This is a genomic window from Pseudomonas sp. TMW22090, from assembly GCF_022496665.1.
Lineage (GTDB): Bacteria > Pseudomonadota > Gammaproteobacteria > Pseudomonadales > Pseudomonadaceae > Aquipseudomonas > Aquipseudomonas gregormendelii.
On the sequence record NZ_SCFH01000001.1, the window covers coordinates 393,202 to 411,892 of the forward strand.

Below are 18,691 nucleotides of genomic sequence, written 5' to 3' on the forward strand. Positions count from 1 at the left end.
GGCAAGCCAGCTCCCACAGGATTTGTGGTTGACCGCAGAGTTGGGTACGCCCCAACCCTTGTGGGAGCTGGCTTGCCAGCGATGCTTTTTAGTGCTTGAACATCACATGCCGCACCACGGTGTAGTCCTCCAGCCCATACATCGACATGTCCTTGCCATAGCCGGACAATTTCTGGCCGCCATGGGGCATTTCGCTGACGAGCATGAAGTGCGTATTGACCCAGGTGCAGCCGTATTGCAGGCGCGCCGACAACCGATGCGCGCGGCCGACGTCGGCGGTCCACACTGACGACGCCAGGCCGTAGTCCGAGTCGTTGGCCCAGCCCAGCACCTGGGCCTCATCAGTAAACCTGGTCACCGACACCACCGGCCCGAACACCTCGCGGCGAACGATCTCGTCATCCTGCTGTGCGTCCGCCAGCACCGTCGGTTCGAAGAAGAAACCGTTGCCGTCCACCGCCTTGCCACCGGTGATCAGGCGGATGTGCGACTGCGCCACGGCGCGTTCGACGAACCCGGCCACGCGGTCGCGGTGCTGCGCAGTGATCAGCGGGCCGAGCTCGGTGGCCGGATCGTCCTGCAGGCCGTACTTGATGCTGCTGACTGCGGCGCCGAGCTTCTCGACGAACTTCTCGTAGATCCCGGCCTGGGCGTAGATGCGGCAGGCCGCCGTGCAATCCTGGCCGGCGTTGTAGAAACCGAAGGTGCGAATGCCTTCCACGGCGGCGTCGATGTCGGCGTCGTCGAAGATGATCACCGGGGCCTTGCCGCCCAGTTCCATGTGCATGCGCTTGACGCTGTCGGCGGTGCTGGAAATGATGTTCGAGCCAGTGGCGATCGAGCCGGTCAGCGAGACCATGCGCACTTTCGGGTGGGTTACCAGCGGGCTACCCACCGTTGGACCGCGCCCGAACACCAGGTTGAGGACACCGGCGGGGAATATTTGCGACGCCAATTCGGCCAGGCGCAACGCGGTCAGCGGGGTTTGTTCCGACGGCTTGAGCACCACGGTATTACCGGCGGCGAGGGCCGGCGCGATTTTCCAGGCGACCATCATCAGCGGGTAGTTCCACGGCGCGATCGAGGCGATCACGCCCACCGGATCGCGGCGGATCATCGAGGTGTGGCCGGGCAGGTATTCACCGCCAGCCGAACCGCTCATGCAGCGACTGGCGCCGGCGAAGAAGCGAAACACGTCGGCAATTGCCGGGATTTCGTCATTCAGAGCGGTGCTGTAAGGCTTGCCGCAGTTGTCCGATTCCAGCTTGGCCAGCTCTTCGCCGTGGGCCTCGATGACGTCGGCGAGCTTCAGCAGCAGCAGGGCGCGATCCTTCGGCGGGGTCTGTGACCAACCATCGAACGCCGCATCGGCGGCCCGCACGGCAGCATCGACCTGGGCTTCGCTGGCTTCGTTGATCTCCACCAGGACTCGGCCCAGTGACGGGTTGAACACGGCTTGGGCGGGGCCTTCGCCAGCGATCAACTGGCCGTTGATCAGGAGTTTGGTTTGCATGGCATTGTCCTCTCTGAAGCAATTCTTGTTTTCAAACCGGACCCTTGTAGGAGCGAGCTTGCTCGCGATGGACGTCAACGATGACGAGGGCTGCCTGAATGCACGCGGCACTCTCAGGTCCATCGCGAGCAAGCTCGCTCCTACAGGGGGGGTGTTGTTAAATTGAAGGTCTGTTGATCGCCGCAGCGGACACATCAGCAGCCTTGGCCGGCGGCCTGGAGAACTTCCATGCATCGCCTGCAGGCGCTGTGCCCTTGTCGTACGGTTTGCCGAGCAACATGTAGACCAGGCCGGCACCCATCACGACCAGGGTGGTCAGGATCATCGAATAGTTGATGAACCACGGCGCATCCGGCGAGCGCGGCCAGACCATATTGATGATCGCGCAGACGCCATAGATCAGCGCGGCGAGGTTCACCCACAGGCCCCAGGCGCCGAGGGTGAACTGCCCGTTCGGACGCCAGCCCTTGGCGCGGGCGATCAGGGCCGCAATGACGATCAGCTGGAAGGCGACATAAATACCAATGGCCGCGAAACCGACGATGGTCGCCACCGCATCGGCCATGAACATGCCGAGGCAGACGATGCCAGCCGGCACCAGGCCGCTGATCAACAGGGCGAACGACGGCACGTGGTTGCCCGACAGCCGCTTGAGCAGCGAGCTGCCGATGATCATTTCGTCACGGGCATAGGCAAACAACAGGCGGCTGGCGGCCGCTTGCAGGCTCAGTACGCAAGAGATGAACGACACCATCACCACCGCCATCACCAGGCGCGAACCCACCGGGCCGAAGGCGTTGGCCAGAATGGTCGCTACCGGGTCGGTGTCTTCACCAGCGAGGACCTTGGCCATGTCAGGCACCGACAGGATCAGCGCCAGGCAGGCGAACATCGCCGCCGCACCACCGATGTAGATGGTCATGCGCATGGCTTTGGGAATGCGCTTGCCAGGGTTTGGCGTTTCTTCGGCGACATCGCCGCAGGCCTCGAAGCCGTAGTACTGGAACAGGCCGGCAAGCGATGCCGCAAGGAACGCTGGCAGGTATGAACCGTTGACTTCGAGATTGAAGGTGTCGAACAGCACGCTGAACGGCTGGTGCCGTTCAAAGATCAGCAGGTAGCCACCCACCAGGATGGCGCCGACCAGCTCGCAGAGGAAGCCGAACATCGCCACCCGCGCCAGCAGCTTGGTGCCGACCAGGTTCAGCGCGGTCGACAGTGCAATGATCGTCAGGGCGATATAGATATTGGCCTCGGGCCCCGGATTGAAACCCAGCATGATGGCCAGGTAAGGTCCCGCACCGACTGCGACGCCGGCGATGGTTGCACACAGCGCCCAGGCGTAAACCCAGCCGACCATCCACGCCCAGCGCTTGCCCACCAGACGGCGCGCCCATGGATAGACCCCACCGGAGATGGGGAACTGCGAGACGATTTCACCGAAGATCAGGCACACCAGCAATTGCCCGGCGCCGATCAGCAGGTACGACCAGAACATCGGCGGGCCGCCGGCGGCCAGGCACAGGCCAAACAGGGTGTAGACGCCGACCACCGGTGACAGGTAAGTGAAGCCCAGGGAAAAATTCTCCCACAGGCTCATGCTCCGATTGAAATCCGAGCTGTAGCCGAGGGCGCGTAGTTGTTCCGCGTCCTGATCGGCGCTGCAGCTTGCACGCGTGTTGGATGAGCCACTCATTTTATTTCCTCATTATCAATGGCAGTGGATTGCGGTGCTGGCGGGTTGGCCCGCCAATTATTTGATAACTCGAACCTGTGGGAGCCAGCCTGCTGGCGATGGCGACTTCAAGGCAGCCATCGCCAGCAGGCTGGCTCCCACAGGGGCTCCCACAGGGGCTCCCACAGGGGCTCCCACAGGGGCTCGCGTCAGGGTTTGGCTTCGGTGTCGTACTGCGAAAGCCATTCCACCGCTGCATCGCGATAACGGCTGAAGCCCTTGTAATCGACCAGTTGCTGGTTCAAGTCCCGCAGCACCCGGTGCATGCGCCGCGCCCATGCAGGGTTGGTAGCGATGTCCTCGAGGCTAAGCAGGTAAGTACGAATCGGAAACACGATCGCGTTGCTGCGAGGCAGGCGGTGCAGCGGCTGCAACTCGATGCGCAGGTACACCAGCTTGCCGGCGTTCTGTGCCGTCACGATGGTGCGGTCCGGTGCCCATTCCGGCAGGCTTTCGGCGGAGACTTCCAGGCGCGGGTTGACCGTCAGTGACCAGTTCAGGCGACGCACCGGATGCCCGGTACGCAAGCGCAACAGGAACTTCAAGGCACGGTCCAGCATGCCGATTTCCTTGACCAGTGGCACCGGGCCGTGGAATTCCTCCCAGCTCATGCCCAGGTTGAAGCGCAGTGAGTAATCGGCACGTTGGGTGGCGATGCCGGCGCCCCAAAACAGCGTGCCGTCGCGTTCTTCCTGCAACACCCAATCGCCCTGGGCCTGGCGGGTCACGTATTCCATCGGCTCGTAGGGCAGGGTGGCCGGATCGCCGAAGGTGAAGTGGTCATCAATGTCCAGCAGACGGTTGGTCCAGTGCCACTGGCGGCCCTCGCGCTGCAGGCTGAAGTACTGCGGATAATCGCGGGCGTAGGACTCCATGATCAGCTCCAGCAAGTCCCACTGCGCCTCCATCATGTGAGGAGCCGAGACGTAGTGCATGCCTGGGTCTTTATCCAGGGTGATCGCCCGGTCCTTGCACTCGCTGATGTAATGTTCGTCGATGTCGAAAGCTGCGCGGAACGCGCCATCGCCTACCGAGACATGCGGCTCGAGATTCATCGAGTACATGTAGTCGTCATCAGGGAATGGGAAGGGCGCACGGGCGATGGTTTCCGGGCTGTTGGCGAAGGTGTAGTCGTCGCGGTAGGTTTCGTCGGGATTGAATTTAATATTCATTTTTATGTTTTCCGTCGATCAGAGGTCGATGACCAGGCGATTGCATTTGGCGCGGGATACGCAGGGCATGATTTTCTTGCGGCTGGTCTTGTCCTCATCCGACAGCCAGTCATCGCTGTGGAGCAGCTCGCCATCAAGTTCCAGTACGGTGGTTTCGCAATGGCCACAGGCGCCGCCACGACACAGGTAAGGCATGCTGTAGCCAGCGGCTTCTACTGCTTCGAGCATGGTCTGGTCGGGAGAGACCTCGATGGTCGTGCCGCTACGGCCGAGGGTGAAACTGAAAGCTTCGCCGCCGCTGCTCTGCTCCAGGAATCGCTCGAAGTGCACATGGCTGTCGGTCCAGCCCAGTTCCCGGGCGCACGCCAGCGTGGCGTCGATCATGCTGTCCGGGCCGCAGACGTACACGTGGCTACCCAGCGGGCGGTCGGCCAGGACCCTACCGATGTCCATGCGCGAGTCGACACCCTTGCGATACAGATGCACCTGTTCGCCATAGGTGGCCTGCAATTCCTTGCCAAGTTGTGCATGCGCTTCGCCGCGCACCGCGTAATGCAGTTCAAAAGGCACCTTGCTCAGGCGCAGTTCCTCCAGCTGCGAGATGACCGGTGTAATGCCGACGCCGCCCGCGATAAAGATGTGCAGCCGCGCCTGCTTGATGAGCGGGAACAGGTTGACCGGTGGCGTCACCTCGATCACATCCCCTTCGCTGACATCGTCGTGCAGCGAGACCGAGCCGCCACGACCGTTGTCCACCCGGCGCACGGCAATCTGATAACTGCTGGTGTCGTACGGCGAGCTGAGCAGTGAATAGGGGTTGCGCAGGGTGTTCTGCGAGTGGGCGATCAGCACCACCACGTGGCTGCCACCGGAAAACGCGGGCAGGTGAGCGCCGGTCGGCGACACCAGGGTGAAGCGCTTGATTTCCGGGGTCACCGCTTCGATGCGGGCTACGCGCAAATTCAATGTGCCGTTGTTCTGGCTCATGTGTCGAGCTCCTCGGCTTCGGGCAATTCACCCGGGACTTCAGCATCGGCCTTGACCGCCTGAAAGGCGGCCAGGCGACGGGAATAATGATCGCGCACCACCAGCGTCACGCCGCATCCAGGGCAGTCGTAGACCCGTTGAGTGACGTTCTCGGTGTAGGTGTCGCAATGCACGCACCAGACCCGGCGTACCAGGGTGCCGGAATGCTCGCGTAGCACTTCGTCGCGATTGAGGTCGAAATGCGTGGCCACTTGCATGGCGCTGCCGAGAAAGCTTTCCGAGCCGGCGAGGTACAGGCGGGTGCCCATGCGTGCTTCGCCGAGCAGGGTCCTGAGTGCTTCGATCAGCGCCTGATTGGACGAGTGCACGTGCAGTGGAAGCTGCGGATGCTCCTGTAACTGGCCGAGGAAATCCTGCCCGGAGAAGGACTCCTGGGAATACAGCAGGGTGATGGGGCCCGCAGATGCGGCCATCTCGTCCAGTAATCGCAACATGGCGCGCCCACCACTGCCCTGGCCGGCGATGATGTGGTGCAGACCGCCTGGCAGCGGTTCCAGCCGGTCATAGACCGGTCGGCTTTTGATCCCGGTGATCAACATTTTTATTATTCCTCCTGGCTACCGGCGCGGCGGTAAAGCCGGCCTTGTGCAAAGCCCAACGATGGTGGGTTGCAGATAGCAGGAGCACAGGTCGTGCCAGTTATATAAGTCTATGAATCCAAAGGGATATGTTGTTTGGCGAAGAAAAGAGGAAGGCAAAAGTAACTGGATATGTATGCGTTTTCGCAGCGCTTTCAGGTGAAACAGCACCTCTACGCTGCTACGTTTTCAAATCACTCGCGCTGCAACTTGCGAATCAACGTGCCAATGTCGATACCCAGGTGCACCGCCGCCTTGCGCTTGCTGCCGCACAGGTGCACCGCCCGGAGGATCACCTGGCGTTCGAAATGCTGGACCTGCAGCTTGAGGTTCTGCTGCGCATCCTCTTCGTCGGCCAGTCGGGCATCCACTGATTCCCGAGGGCGCTGCGGTTCGAGCATTTCGGCAGGCAGATGATGTTCCTGTGCTTCATCATCGGCGAGGACGGCCAGGCGCTCGAAAATGTTCACCAGCTCGCGGATATTGCCCGGGTAGTCGTAGCTCAGCAGCCGCTTGCGACAGCCCGCTGAGAGGCTCAGGGATGGTTCACGGTCTCCATTGATGCGGCTGAGCAGAATGTCGATCAGGAAGGGCAAATCATCACGATGCTGGCGCAACGGCGGGATTTCCACCGGCAGCACGGCCAGGCGGTAGTACAGGTCGGCACGGAACTCGCCCAGGCTGACCAGGTGTCGCAAATCCTTGTTGGTGGCGGCAATGACCTGCACCTGCACCGATTTGCTCAGGGGCGAGCCGACCGATTGAATGGTGCTGTCTTCGAGAAATTTCAACAACTTGGCCTGGACGTGCAGCGGTATCTCGCCGATCTCGTCGAGGAACAGCGTCCCGCCGGCAGCCGCTTCGATATAGCCTTGCTTGCCGCCCGCCAGCGCGCCGGTAAAGGCCCCGCGTTCATAACCGAACATCTCCGATTCGAACAGGCTCTCGGGAATGCTCCCGCAATTGACATGAATGAACGGCCGATCGCCCCAGCCCGCAGCTCGGTGTATGTGTCGGGCGATCGCAGTCTTGCCCACTCCTGGTTCACCCAACAGCAACAGGCGCGCGCGTCGACGGAAGGCGCGCACGCCAGTGTCGGCGATGCCTGAGAGCTGTGGGGACAGATGCAGCGCGTTATCTTGCGGGTCGCGCAGGCCGTGGGATTCAACCGGCCTGGCGCCCAGGGACGCTCGGCGTTGCGGCTGGCTGCCGTCAAAATCTTTCTGGGTCAGCATGCGAAAAGGCTTTTCATAAGCCCCGGTGGGAATCGCATGGGTGCTGCTGAGCAGCACGCGGCCCTCTCGGGAGCGCGTCAAGGCGCTATTGCCGCCGCGATGGAGCGCCGCTTGCAGGTCGTCGTAGTTGAGTGCAGAGCGCTGGAAAAACTCACTGTCCGATAACCCGATGGCCTGCTGTTTGGACAGTCGATTGACCCGCTCGGCGGCCAGGTTGAGAAAGCGTACGCGGCCTTCGCCGTCAGTCACGATGAGCGCCTCGCTGAAGCTGTCGAGGAGGGCGTGCAGGGCCGGGGTCTGCAGTAACGCGCCGAGCACTTCGCTGCTGACATTGACCGAGGAACGCATGCCCATCTGCAGGCTGGGTGGCAGGTTCGAGTCTTTCATGGGTGCAACTCTTGGGTGCGCACGCCCTGGCGCTGACGGAACACTGCAACGCGCCAGGCCACGCCTTCGCGAATCAGGATGCGCGAACAGTGCACGTCGAAGTCCGGCGCACGCCCACTCAGATCCGGCAGCGGCAGACGGTGCCAGGTGCGTTCCGGCAGTGCGTTATCCAGCAACAGGCGAGCGATACCCGCGCCGTTGGTGATGCCGAATGTCTCTTCAAACACTGCGTTGCGCCATTGCGGCTGCAAGTGTTCGTCAATCACCAGCACGGCGTCCGGTACCGCATCGAATACTCGGCGCAGCGCATCTATGCGTTGTTCTGCATCGTGTTGCATGCGCAGTTCCTGGCTGACATCGCGAATGCTGCCCCACATGCGTAACAGGTGCCCGTTGACGATGGTTGCGCGCACGTCGTTCTCGACGTAGGCGGGCGATCCGTCATGGCGGCGATCCACGGACAAGGCGCAGTCGACGCTGAATCCGGCTTCGATCAGGCGCCGCACAAATTCCTCGTTGGCCGGGCTGCGCGGCCAGTAGAGCCGGACCGGTTGCTGGTTGAAATCGACATCCGAAGGCATTTCGTAGACGTCGGCCATCGCGCGGTTGCACAGGCGCCAGTGCGAGTCGTTCTCGAAGACCTGTCGCACGATTTCATCGGGCGAGTTGTTGATGTCTACCGCCTCAGCAAACTCGATGCACCAGTAGGCCACCTTGGCGCTCTGCAGCATCTGGCTCATCACTTCATTGGCGTTGTGCATTTCCCGCAGGCGATGACCCAGTGTGCCCAGCGGTATGTTCAATAAGTGCAGGCAGGCCGGCTGAACCTCACGCCACTGCAGCAACCCGCTGGCAATCACGTGCAGCAGGCTGCCGTTGTGGCGGATCAGGGTCAGCTCAAGGCTCTGGACCAGCTCGTCCGCAGGCGGGTTGGCGAACAGTGCGCGCAGGGTGCGAACCGATTCGACGCTGTAGAGGTGTTCGATCGGCTGGTTCAAAGCGTCTTCCGGCGAGTAACCCAACTGGTCGCTCAAACTGGCGGACAGGCTCACGAGCAGCCCGTCGGCACTCAGGGTGCTGGTGCAGGGCGGCGCCTTGTGGGCCAGCAAATTCAGGATATCCATGGCGAATCGGCTCGGGTTGGCTGAGGGTCTCAAAAGCAGGGCACATCGCATGCCAAGCAGATCTTTCGTAGCACCTGGAGCCGTTGTAGCAACTGCAGCAGATGGAGCGGCTGTACAGCGTGTGCTCCCACAATCTTTGGCAGCTGCACAAAAGTGCTGCGATATTGCAGCACGTTTAGCATTTTTACAGCGATCAGGCGACGAAGCGGGCATGCGCAGATCCCGCTCTACATGAAAAAACGCATGTGTATACGATCCAGGACCCCGGTAAACTGCGCTCCTTTTTCAAGGAGTCGATATGAGTCACTACCAGCCGGGCATCCTCGCCACCCCCGTTCCGCTGCAAGCCCGTCATCTGTTCTTCGCGCTGGTGTCCGTCGAAGCCCTGCCGGCTGCGCTCGACAACCTGATGCAACTGGTAGACGGCAAATCTGCCGTAGTGGGCTTTGGTGAGTCCCTGGCCATGGCACTTCACGCCCGTATCGATGGCCTGCGGGCATTTCCGGCGATGACCGGCGTGGGCGTCGACAACCCGTCGACCCAGCATGCGCTGTGGTGCTGGCTGCATGGCATCGACCGTGGCGAACTGCTCAATCGCAGCCAGGCCATCGAAGCGGCACTGGCTCCGGCGTTGCGTCTGGTGCAGATGAATGAAACTTTTCGCCACCTGACCGGCCACGACCTGACCGGTTACGAGGACGGCACGGAAAACCCCCATGACGAAGCGGCCGTGGCGGCGGCGTTGCTGGGCGAGGGCGCTGAGGGCCTGGTCGGTGGCAGTTTTGCCGCGATCCAGCAGTGGCAGCACGACTTGAAAGGTTTTCGCGCGTTGCCGTCCCATGAGACGGACAACATCATGGGCCGGCGCCTGAGCGACAACGAAGAACTGGACGATGCGCCAATCTCCGCTCACGTCAAACGCACCGCCCAGGAAAGTTTTGCCCCCGAGGCGTTTGTGGTGCGTCGTTCCATGCCCTGGATTGAAGGCGACCGTGCCGGCCTGATGTTCCTCGCTTTCGGCTTCTCCCTGGACGCCTTCGAAGCCCAGCTGCGCCGCATGAGCGGCCTGGAAGACGGCGTCACCGATGGCCTGTATCGCATCAGCCGACCGATCACCGGCGGCTACTACTGGTGCCCGCCGCTCAAGGACGGCCACCTCGACCTGCGCGCGCTGCGCATGGGCTGACACCGGTTGGCAGGGTGAAGGAGCAGGCGCCTTCACCTGAAACTGCCGACTAACCTTATACCCAAACGTTATTTCCCAGCCGCAAATCAGCTCGATATGATCTTGTCATAACTCGTTATAACAAGTGAATGCCCATGACTGATAACGTCCTCTCCCTTGGCAGCGTCCCGCTGCACACCCAACTGCGTGATGTGCTGCGTGCGCGAATCCTCGACGGTGAATATCCGCAAGACAGCCAGATGCCTTCTGAAAGCGAGTTGGGCAACCTGTTCAAGGTCAGCCGCATCACGGTGCGACAGGCTTTGGGCGATCTGCAAAAGGAAGGGTTGATCTTCAAGATTCATGGCAAGGGCACGTTCGTGGCCAAGCCCAAGACCTTTCAGAACGTCAGCACCTTGCAGGGCCTGGCCGAATCGATGACCGGGCGCGGCTATGAGGTGATCAACCGCTTGCGCAGTTTCAAATTCATCGGCGCCGACAAGCTGGTTGCCGAACGCCTTCAGGTAGCCGAAGGCGACATGGTGGCGCAGATCAAGCGGGTGCGGCTGATCAACCGTGAGCCGATCTCCCTGGAAATCACCTACCTGCCCCAGGCCATTGGCGAGCGCCTGGAGAAGGCCGACCTGGTGACCCGCGATATTTTCCTGATCCTGGAAAACGACTGCGGGCTGTCGCTGGGGCATGCCGACCTGGCTATCGACGCGGTGCTGGCTGACAGCGACCTGACCCAGGCCCTGGGCGTGGAAGCCGGCTCGCCGATCATGCGCATCGAGCGCCTGACCCACGATGCCGCTGGCCGCCCCGTGGATTTCGAACACCTCTACTACCGCGGCGATGCCTTCCAGTACCGCTTGCGAATCGACCGGCAAAAAGGGGATCAGGCATGACCCACAGTTGCGAGAACAGAAATACCCTTGAACAGGAATACGACATCGTCGTGATCGGCGGCGGCACTGCCGGCCCCATGGCGGCGATCAAGGCCAAGGAGCGTAACCGCGACCTGCGGGTGCTGCTGATCGACAAGGCCAACGTCAAGCGCAGTGGCGCCATCAGCATGGGAATGGACGGTCTCAACAACGCGATCATTCCCGGGCATTCGACGCCGGAGCAGTACACCAAGGAAATCACCATTGCCAATGACGGCATCGTCAATCAGGCGGCGGTGTACGCCTATGCCACCCACAGCTTCGAGACCATCGAGCAACTGGACCGTTGGGGCGTGAAGTTCGAGAAGGACGAAACCGGTGACTACGCGGTGAAGAAGGTCCACCACATGGGCGCCTACGTACTGCCGATGCCGGAAGGACACGACATCAAGAAGGTCTTGTATCGCCAGTTGAAACGCGCGCGGGTGAGCATCACCAACCGGCTGGTGTGCACGCGCCTGCTGACTGACGCAGAGGGCGCGGTCAACGGGGTGATGGGGTTCGATTGCCGCACGGCCGACTTTCATGTGATCAAGGCCAAGGCGGTGATCCTCTGCTGCGGTGCCGCCGGTCGCCTGGGGCTGCCGTCCTCGGGCTACCTGATGGGCACCTACGAAAATCCGACCAATGCCGGCGACGGCTACGCCATGGCGTATCACGCAGGCGCCGAACTGGCGAACCTGGAATGCTTCCAGATCAATCCGCTGATCAAGGACTACAACGGTCCGGCCTGTGCCTATGTCACAGGTCCCCTGGGCGGCTACACCGCCAACAACAAGGGCGAGCGGTTCATCGAGTGCGACTACTGGAGCGGACAGATGATGTGGGAGTTCCACCAGGAACTCGAGAGCGGCAATGGCCCGGTATTTCTCAAGCTCGATCACCTGGCCGAGGAAACCATCCAGAACATCGAAGAGATCCTGCACAGCAACGAAAGGCCCAGCCGCGGCCAGTTCCACGCTAACCGTGGCACCGATTACCGCACGCAGATGGTTGAGATGCACATCTCGGAAATCGGCTTGTGCAGCGGTCACTCGGCGTCCGGGGTCTGGGTCAACGAGAAGGCCGAGACTTCGGTGAAGGGTTTGTACTCGGCGGGTGACATGGCGGCCGTGCCGCACAACTACATGTTGGGCGCATTTACCTACGGCTGGTTCGCCGGCAACAACGCCGCAGATTTTGTCGCCGGGCGTGATTTTTCAGCCGTCGATGCCGGGCAGGTCGAAACGGAAAAACAACGGGTCTACGCGCCTCTGGACCGTACACACGGCCTGCCACCGGCCCAGGTTGAATACAAGCTGCGCCGATTTGTGAATGACTACCTGCAACCGCCCAAAGTGACCAAAAAAATGCAGATCGGCCTGCAGCGCTTCAGCGATATCCAGCGCGACCTGGATCAGATCAAGGCACACAACGCCCATGAGCTGATGCGTGCGATGGAAGTCAGCATGATCCGCGACTGCGCCGAAATGGCCGCCCGGGCTTCGTTGTTCCGCGCTGAAAGCCGTTGGGGGCTGTACCACCATCGGGTCGATTACCCGCAGCGCAATGACCGCGACTGGTTCTGCCATTGCCACCTGAAGAAGGGTGAAGACGGCTTGATGACCAGTTTCAAGAAAGCCGTGGAGCCCTACATCATTCCACTCGACGCCGAAGAGTTGCAGGCCTACGACAAGTTGCGGGTCGGCGCTTACGCCGCCTGACAATCAATACCAGGAGAGTCCGAACCATGGCCTATCAACCCCAGGAAATTTTCTTCCGCTCCAACGCGCCGGTGACCGTCGACGAGGACCTGTGCATTGCCCACAAAGGCTGCACCGTATGTGTAGACGTCTGCCCGATGGACCTGCTGGCGATCAATCCGGCGACGCAAAAGGCCTACATGGCGTTTGATGAATGCTGGTACTGCATGCCTTGTGAGAAGGACTGCCCGACCGGGGCGGTGAAGGTCGAGATTCCCTATCTGTTGCGCTAAAGCCCAATCATTGTGGGATCGAGTACAGACAACTTGTAAAGCCATCCGGCCACCCCCGGACGCTGGATTAAACCACCCCTCGTTTCCCACCGCGCCCTGATCGTGGCGGAGACGAATATTCTATAAATGATTCGAGGGGACACACCCATGTTATTGCGTGCAGCGGTTGCCGGTCTGGTACTGGCTTCATTGACCCTGTCGGCCTCGGCCGAAACCATCCGCATTGCCATCGGCACCCAGGACACCACGATCAATTGCGCCGCTGGCGGCCTGCTGATTCGTGAACTTGGGCTTCTGGACAAATACCTGCCCCGGGACGGCCAGTACAAGGACACCCAATACGAGGTGCAGTGGAAAAACTTCACCAGCGGTGCGCCCCTGACCAATGAGATGGTCGCCGGCAAACTCGACTTCGGCGCCATGGCGGATTTCCCCGGCACCTTCAACGGGGTGGCGTTTGAAGCCGCTGGCAAGCACAGCCTGTTCATCAGCGTGTTGTCGGGCAGTATCAAAGGCAGCGGTAACGGCATCGTGGTGCCCAGCGCGTCCAGCGTGCAATCCCTGGCCGAGCTCAAGGGCAAGACCATCTCCGTACCGTTCGCCTCGACGGCCCACGGCATGTTGTTGCGAGCGGTGGCGGCGCAGGGCTGGGATCCGCTCAAGGACGTGAACATCATCGCCCAGCCGCCGGAGGTTGCAGGTTCTGCGCTGCAGGCCGGGAAAATCGATGCCCATGCCGACTTCGTGCCCTTCGCCGAACTGTTCCCGAGCCGGGGCTTTGCCCGCAAGATCTATGACGGTGCGCAAGCCAATGCACCGACCTTCCACGGCGCCCTGGTCGATCAGGCCTACGCGAAAAAGTACCCGGAAATCGTCGTGGCTTACCTGCGGGCGAGCATTGAGGCCAACCAGCTATTGGCCGCAGAGCCGGAGAAGTACAGCGAGTTGATCGCCAAGGTCACCGGCGTCGATGCCGAGGTCAATTACCTGTTCCACGGCCCGCTCGGCGTGCAGACTCGCGACCTCAGCTGGAAGCCGGAATATCGTCAGGCGGTCGGCACGGCCATCGATACGCTCAAGCTGCTGAAGAAGGCGGATCGCGGCCTCGACCTCAATACGTTCATCGACGACCAATACATTCGCGCCGCGTTCAAGGCGTCGAACCTGGATTACTCCGCCCAGCTTGGCAATTACGCCCAGAGCCCGTTGAAGGCAGTGGATGCAGCGAACGGCCAGGTCATCACCGACTTCAGTCACGTGGCCGAGATCTGGGTGCGCGGTGAACCCAAGGTTCGCCAGTATGCCTCGGCGCAGACAGCGTTCAGCGCATTGGCGCAGTTGAAAGCCGAGGGCAGGAACATCCGCGCGGTCTATGCCCAGGCGAGTGACAGCGGAATCAAATTGCTGGCGGACCAGGCGTGGTTTGCCAGCAACGCCAAGGGCGAACTCAGCGCCTTCCTGCTCAAGGGCCAGGCCCAGCAATACGCCACGGCCCAGGGCGGCAAAGTCCTCGACTTCACGGATGCCACCACCCAGGCGGTTGCTGCCCGGTAATCAAACTGGAATGCGGTCAACGTAGGAGCTGCCGAAGGCTCCGGCAGCTCCTACGGGGGGCGTGTCGCCATTGGGAATTGTTTATGTACCGATCATTTATCCGCTGGACCCCCAGGGCCGCTTCATTGCTGCTCTGCCTGCTGTTCTGGCAACTCGCTGCCAGTCATCACTGGAACCTGGGCCTGGTCACCTTCGCCAACGTGCCGACGCCGCTTGCGGTTGTCGAGGCCGCACTGGGGCTTGGGGGGTCGGGGAAACTCGGCCGCCACCTGGGCAGCAGCCTGAGCCGGGTATTCGCCGGTTACCTGGCGGCGCTGGTCATCGGTATCGCTCTGGGCCTGGCCATCGGTCGCTCGAAGCGGGCTGAAGACTGGCTGCTGCCGCCCCTGGAAGTGCTGCGCCCGATTCCCGCCGTGGCCTGGATTCCCCTGGCCATCCTGATGTTTCCCTCGTCGGAGCTGTCGATGGTTTTCATCACCTTCACGGGCGCACTGTTCCCGATCCTGTTGAATACCGTGCACGGTGTCGAAGGGGTCGATCCAAGGCTGATCGCCTCGGCAAAAAGCCTTGGGGCAGGGCGCAGGGCGATCCTTTTGGAAGTCATATTGCCCGGTGCTGCACCGAGCATTATCACTGGCCTGGCCATTGGCATGGGGACCTCGTGGTTCTGCCTGGTGACCGCCGAAATGATCTCCGGCCAATACGGTATCGGCTACTACACCTGGGAGTCCTACACCGTCCAGAACTACGCCGATATCGTGGTTGGCATGTTGCTGATCGGTGTACTGGGCATGGGCAGCAGCCTGCTGATCAAACGTCTCGGCGGCCTGTTCACGCCGTGGCACCGACCACGAGGAAAAGCCTGATGAGCATTGATCAAGCCATGCAAGGGCGCATCGACATGCGCCGGCTGTCGATCCGCCTGGGCGAGGGCAACACGGCTTTTGAAGCGGTGCAGGGCCTCGACTGCCAGATCGAAGCGGGGCAGTTCGTGTGCATCCTCGGCCCTTCCGGTTGTGGCAAGTCCACCTTGCTCGGGGCGCTGGCCGGGCACCTGCAGGCCTGCACCGGCAACCTCACCGTTGATGGGGCGAAAGTCTCGGGACCGTCGCCCCAGCGCGGCATGGTGTTCCAGCATCACACGTTGTTCCCCTGGCGCACGGTGCGTGACAACGTCGCCTTCGGCCTGAAGATGCGTGGCATCGGTAAAACCGAGCGACACCAGGCCGCTGACGAGATCCTGGCCCTGGTCGGGCTTGAAGGGTTCGCCGAGCGCTGGCCTGATCAGTTGTCCGGGGGCATGCAGCAACGCGTCGAAATCGCCCGGGTGCTGATCAATCGCCCGCGCCTGCTGCTGATGGATGAGCCCTTCGGTGCGCTCGATGCCCTGACCCGGCTGAACATGCAGGAACTGCTGCTGGACATCTGGACGCGGATTCGCACCACCGTGGTGTTCGTCACCCATGACATCGATGAGGCGTTGTTCCTGGCCGACCGATTGCTGGTCATGAGTTCGCGCCCAGGACGGATCATCGAAGACCTGCGCCTGGACTTTGCGCGGCCCCGCGCCAGCGAACTGGTGACCAGCCACGAATTCTCCCGCTTGAAGCGTCACTGCCTTGAGTTGTTGCGTCACGAAGACGGTCGGCAGCTACCGCGCCTGAACCCTCTCGGACTTCCCCCAGAAAATAAACTGCCGCGATTTGCCCTATGACCTCTCTATTCGATGTAACCGATAACGCTGACATTCTTGCCCTGCAAACACGCCTGAGTGATGAGGATCCGGGCGTGCGCAGGATTGCCCTGATTGAACTGGCTGATCTCGAGGAGCCTGAAGGCCTGGTCTGGCTGGTCGACCGACTGGCCGAGGATCCGGCTGAAGAAGTTCGTGCCGAAGCCGCACGGCTGCTGGAAGCCTGGGAGGATGACCCGGTCGTCGAGGCATTGTGCCAGGCCCTGACCGACCCTGCGCAGACAGTGCAGGCCGCCGCCGCGCAGAGCCTCAGCCTGCTCAAGAGCGAGGCGGCAGCCAAGGTGATCCTGCCGTGGACCGTGCATGCCGAAGTGCAGGTGCGCGTCGCCGCGTTTCGGGCTCTGCGCGAGTTGCGCTTCCCCGGTGCCGCCGCTGCCGCCTCTGCCGCCTTGCTCGATGTGGACCCAGGTGTGCGCCGCGAGGCGGTCGGCGTGCTCGGCTGGCTCAAGCAGCTCGATGCCTTGCCGGCGCTGGCGACGCTGGCCAGCCAGGATCCCGACACAGAAGTTCGTCGTGCCGCCACCGGCGCCCTCGGTCTGGCTTGCGATGCCCAGGTCCTGCCGGCCCTGCGTCAGGCCCTGCGGGACAACGCCTGGCAGGTTCGTGAGGAAGCCGCTACGACCCTGGGCAAGGTCGGCCACGTTGACGCGGGCCCGGCGCTGGTCGATGCCCTGGGCGACGATTACTGGCAAGTGCGCCTGCGCGCCACCCGCAGCCTCGGGCGCTTGCGCTATGTCCCGGCGCTTGAGGCCCTGATCGACACCCTCGGCCATCGCATCAGCAACCTGCGCAAGGAGGCGGCGCTGGCCCTCGGCGAGTTGCAGGACCCGGGCGCCATCGCGCCATTGCAGGCAGCGCAGGATGATGGTGATCCGGAAGTCCGTAAAGCCGTGCGCATTGCGTTGAGTCAATTGCAATGAATCCGCTGGCGGTTGGCAATTCCCAGGCTCGACAGCAATTGCGCCTCAACTGGCCGGATGGCCGTGAACAATTGCTGGACCATGCTGAACTGCGCCGCCAGTGCCCGTGCTCGCAATGCCGGGCGTTTCGGCTGCGAGGGCAGGCGCCGCTGGTGGACTCGCGGGTGCGGGTGATCGAGGTCAATGACCAGGGGTATGGGGTGCAGCTGGTATTCAGTGATGGACATGAGCGGGGAATTTTTCCGTGGGGCTTTCTCGCCGGACTTGGCTAATAACTCCAATTGAACACGCCCCCCACGGGGCATGTCATGGACGGATGGTGCTTGTCACCAAAACCGCAGAAGAGTACAAATGTACTCCATGACGACTTTAACTCCCCGCCGTAATGCCATCCTGACCTTCATTCGCGATCGAATCGCCGAGCGTGGTCAGCCTCCAAGCCTCGCCGAGATCAGCGAGGCGTTCGGTTTCGCCTCCCGAAGTGTGGCGCGCAAGCACGTGCTGGCGCTTACCGAAGCCGGGTTCATCGAGGTCAACCCCCATCAGGCCCGGGGCATTCGTTTGCTCGGCCAGGCGGCGCGCCCGGAACTGCTGGACATCCCGGTGCTTGGCCGGGTGGCGGCGGGGGCACCGATCGGCGCCGATGCCGAGGTTGACCGGCGCTTGATGCTCGACCCGGCGATCTTTTCCCGGGTGCCGGACTACATGCTGCGGGTCCAGGGCGACTCGATGATCGAGGACGGCATTCTCGATGGCGACCTGGTAGGGGTGCATCGCAGCGCCGAAGCCCTGAATGGGCAGATCGTCGTGGCGCGGCTCGATGGTGAAGTGACCATCAAGCGATTCGAACGCGTGGGCGAGACCGTCCGGCTGTTGCCACGCAACCCCGCCTATCAACCGATCATCGTTGAAGCCGATCAGGACCTGGCCATCGAAGGGGTGTTCTGCGGTCTGGTGAGGCAAGGGTAATGGGTGCCGTCGTTGCGCTGGATACGCTGTTCAATGGCGGCCAGGTCTGGAGAGGCCGGCCTGCGCCCCCGGCCGCCAGCCCGCAACCCACCGGGCACGCGGTGCTGGATGCCGCGCTGCCCACCGGTGGCTGGCCGGAAGCGGCACTGACTGAAATCCTCCTGGCCGGGCAGGGCGTGGGTGAATTGCAACTGGTGTGGCCGGCCCTGGCGCGGTTGTCCGCAGCGGGGGAGCGGATTGTCCTGGTGGCGCCGCCCTTTGTTCCCTACCCCCAAGCCTGGGAAAACGCCGGGGTCGATCTGCGTCAACTGTCCATCATCCAGGCCAGCGAGCGCGATGCCTTGTGGGCAGCGGAGCAGTGCCTGCGCTCGGGCAGTTGCGGCGCGGTGCTGTGCTGGCCGCATAAAGCCGATGACCGTGCATTGCGTCGCTTGCAAGTGGCAGCGGAAACCGGCTCGACCCTGGCGTTTGCCTATCGCTCGATCCAGGAGGCCATCAACCCTTCGCCTGCGGCTTTGCGCATCGCCATCGATGCGCGCCCCGCGCAACTGCGTGTGCTCAAGTGCCGGGGCGGGCTGGCCCGTTCGGCGCCAATCGCCTTTGCCGTGGGGCATTGA

18 protein-coding genes are annotated in these 18,691 nt (G+C 62.2%); 11 read left to right on the forward strand and 7 right to left on the reverse strand.

The window, feature by feature from the left end; translation table 11 throughout:
* Positions 1 to 88: 88 nt before the first annotated feature.
* The 7 genes from EQV97_RS01885 to EQV97_RS01915 form a co-directional block, all read right to left on the reverse strand.
* A complete protein-coding gene (locus EQV97_RS01885; protein ID WP_240888268.1) occupies positions 89 to 1,513 on the reverse strand; it encodes a gamma-aminobutyraldehyde dehydrogenase in 1,425 nt (474 codons plus the stop codon).
* 157 nt (positions 1,514 to 1,670) lie between these two features.
* Positions 1,671 to 3,209: an amino acid permease gene (locus EQV97_RS01890; protein WP_240888269.1), complete on the reverse strand. Its 1,539-nt coding sequence runs from the start codon at positions 3,207 to 3,209 to the stop codon at positions 1,671 to 1,673.
* A 188-nt stretch (positions 3,210 to 3,397) separates the two neighbouring features.
* Positions 3,398 to 4,420 carry a DUF3445 domain-containing protein gene (locus tag EQV97_RS01895; protein ID WP_122840679.1) on the reverse strand — a complete coding sequence of 341 codons (1,023 nt, stop codon included), beginning with the start codon at positions 4,418 to 4,420 and terminating at the stop codon, positions 3,398 to 3,400.
* Between the two features lie 18 nt (positions 4,421 to 4,438).
* Positions 4,439 to 5,407 (reverse strand): PDR/VanB family oxidoreductase, encoded by a 969-nt coding sequence (locus EQV97_RS01900; protein WP_240888270.1) that lies wholly within the window; start codon positions 5,405 to 5,407, stop codon positions 4,439 to 4,441.
* Positions 5,404 to 6,006, reverse strand: coding sequence for a dimethylamine monooxygenase subunit DmmA family protein (locus EQV97_RS01905; protein WP_201146520.1), 603 nt, complete (start codon positions 6,004 to 6,006; stop codon positions 5,404 to 5,406). The genes EQV97_RS01900 and EQV97_RS01905 overlap by 4 nt, the downstream gene beginning before the upstream one ends.
* A gap of 233 nt (positions 6,007 to 6,239) precedes the next feature.
* Positions 6,240 to 7,667 (reverse strand): sigma 54-interacting transcriptional regulator, encoded by a 1,428-nt coding sequence (locus tag EQV97_RS01910; protein WP_201146521.1) that lies wholly within the window; start codon positions 7,665 to 7,667, stop codon positions 6,240 to 6,242.
* Positions 7,664 to 8,791, reverse strand: a complete 1,128-nt coding sequence (locus EQV97_RS01915) for a PAS domain-containing protein (RefSeq protein ID WP_122840675.1) — start codon at positions 8,789 to 8,791, stop codon at positions 7,664 to 7,666. The genes EQV97_RS01910 and EQV97_RS01915 overlap by 4 nt, the downstream gene beginning before the upstream one ends.
* A gap of 298 nt (positions 8,792 to 9,089) precedes the next feature.
* On the opposite strand from EQV97_RS01915, the gene EQV97_RS01920 reads away from it, so the two are divergent.
* The 11 genes from EQV97_RS01920 to imuA all read left to right on the forward strand — a co-directional run bounded on the left by EQV97_RS01920 (position 9,090) and on the right by imuA (position 18,691).
* Positions 9,090 to 9,977, forward strand: a complete 888-nt coding sequence (locus tag EQV97_RS01920; protein WP_240888271.1) for a Dyp-type peroxidase — start codon at positions 9,090 to 9,092, stop codon at positions 9,975 to 9,977.
* A 134-nt stretch (positions 9,978 to 10,111) separates the two neighbouring features.
* Positions 10,112 to 10,864 carry a GntR family transcriptional regulator gene (locus EQV97_RS01925; RefSeq protein WP_122840673.1) on the forward strand — a complete coding sequence of 251 codons (753 nt, stop codon included), beginning with the start codon at positions 10,112 to 10,114 and terminating at the stop codon, positions 10,862 to 10,864.
* Positions 10,861 to 12,606 carry a fumarate reductase/succinate dehydrogenase flavoprotein subunit gene (locus tag EQV97_RS01930; protein ID WP_122840672.1) on the forward strand — a complete coding sequence of 582 codons (1,746 nt, stop codon included), beginning with the start codon at positions 10,861 to 10,863 and terminating at the stop codon, positions 12,604 to 12,606. The genes EQV97_RS01925 and EQV97_RS01930 overlap by 4 nt, the downstream gene beginning before the upstream one ends.
* Positions 12,607 to 12,632: 26 nt before the next feature.
* Positions 12,633 to 12,878 carry a ferredoxin family protein gene (locus tag EQV97_RS01935; RefSeq protein ID WP_007946457.1) on the forward strand — a complete coding sequence of 82 codons (246 nt, stop codon included), beginning with the start codon at positions 12,633 to 12,635 and terminating at the stop codon, positions 12,876 to 12,878.
* A gap of 147 nt (positions 12,879 to 13,025) precedes the next feature.
* Positions 13,026 to 14,432 carry an ABC transporter substrate-binding protein gene (locus EQV97_RS01940; protein ID WP_122840671.1) on the forward strand — a complete coding sequence of 469 codons (1,407 nt, stop codon included), beginning with the start codon at positions 13,026 to 13,028 and terminating at the stop codon, positions 14,430 to 14,432.
* A gap of 83 nt (positions 14,433 to 14,515) precedes the next feature.
* Positions 14,516 to 15,298 carry an ABC transporter permease gene (locus EQV97_RS01945; protein WP_240888272.1) on the forward strand — a complete coding sequence of 261 codons (783 nt, stop codon included), beginning with the start codon at positions 14,516 to 14,518 and terminating at the stop codon, positions 15,296 to 15,298.
* The gene (locus EQV97_RS01950) at positions 15,298 to 16,146 is read left to right on the forward strand and encodes an ABC transporter ATP-binding protein (RefSeq protein ID WP_240888273.1); all 849 of its coding nucleotides are present in this window, start codon (positions 15,298 to 15,300) and stop codon (positions 16,144 to 16,146) included. Before EQV97_RS01945 ends, EQV97_RS01950 begins: the two co-directional genes overlap by 1 nt.
* The gene (locus EQV97_RS01955) at positions 16,143 to 17,105 is read left to right on the forward strand and encodes a HEAT repeat domain-containing protein (RefSeq protein WP_240888274.1); all 963 of its coding nucleotides are present in this window, start codon (positions 16,143 to 16,145) and stop codon (positions 17,103 to 17,105) included. Before EQV97_RS01950 ends, EQV97_RS01955 begins: the two co-directional genes overlap by 4 nt.
* Positions 17,102 to 17,377: a DUF971 domain-containing protein gene (locus EQV97_RS01960; protein WP_240888275.1), complete on the forward strand. Its 276-nt coding sequence runs from the start codon at positions 17,102 to 17,104 to the stop codon at positions 17,375 to 17,377. The genes EQV97_RS01955 and EQV97_RS01960 overlap by 4 nt, the downstream gene beginning before the upstream one ends.
* Before the next feature lie 79 nt (positions 17,378 to 17,456).
* Entirely contained in the window at positions 17,457 to 18,074 is a 618-nt protein-coding gene (gene lexA, locus EQV97_RS01965; protein ID WP_122840666.1) for a transcriptional repressor LexA, read from the forward strand.
* Positions 18,074 to 18,691 carry a translesion DNA synthesis-associated protein ImuA gene (gene imuA, locus EQV97_RS01970; protein WP_045057611.1) on the forward strand — a complete coding sequence of 206 codons (618 nt, stop codon included), beginning with the start codon at positions 18,074 to 18,076 and terminating at the stop codon, positions 18,689 to 18,691. The genes lexA and imuA overlap by 1 nt, the downstream gene beginning before the upstream one ends.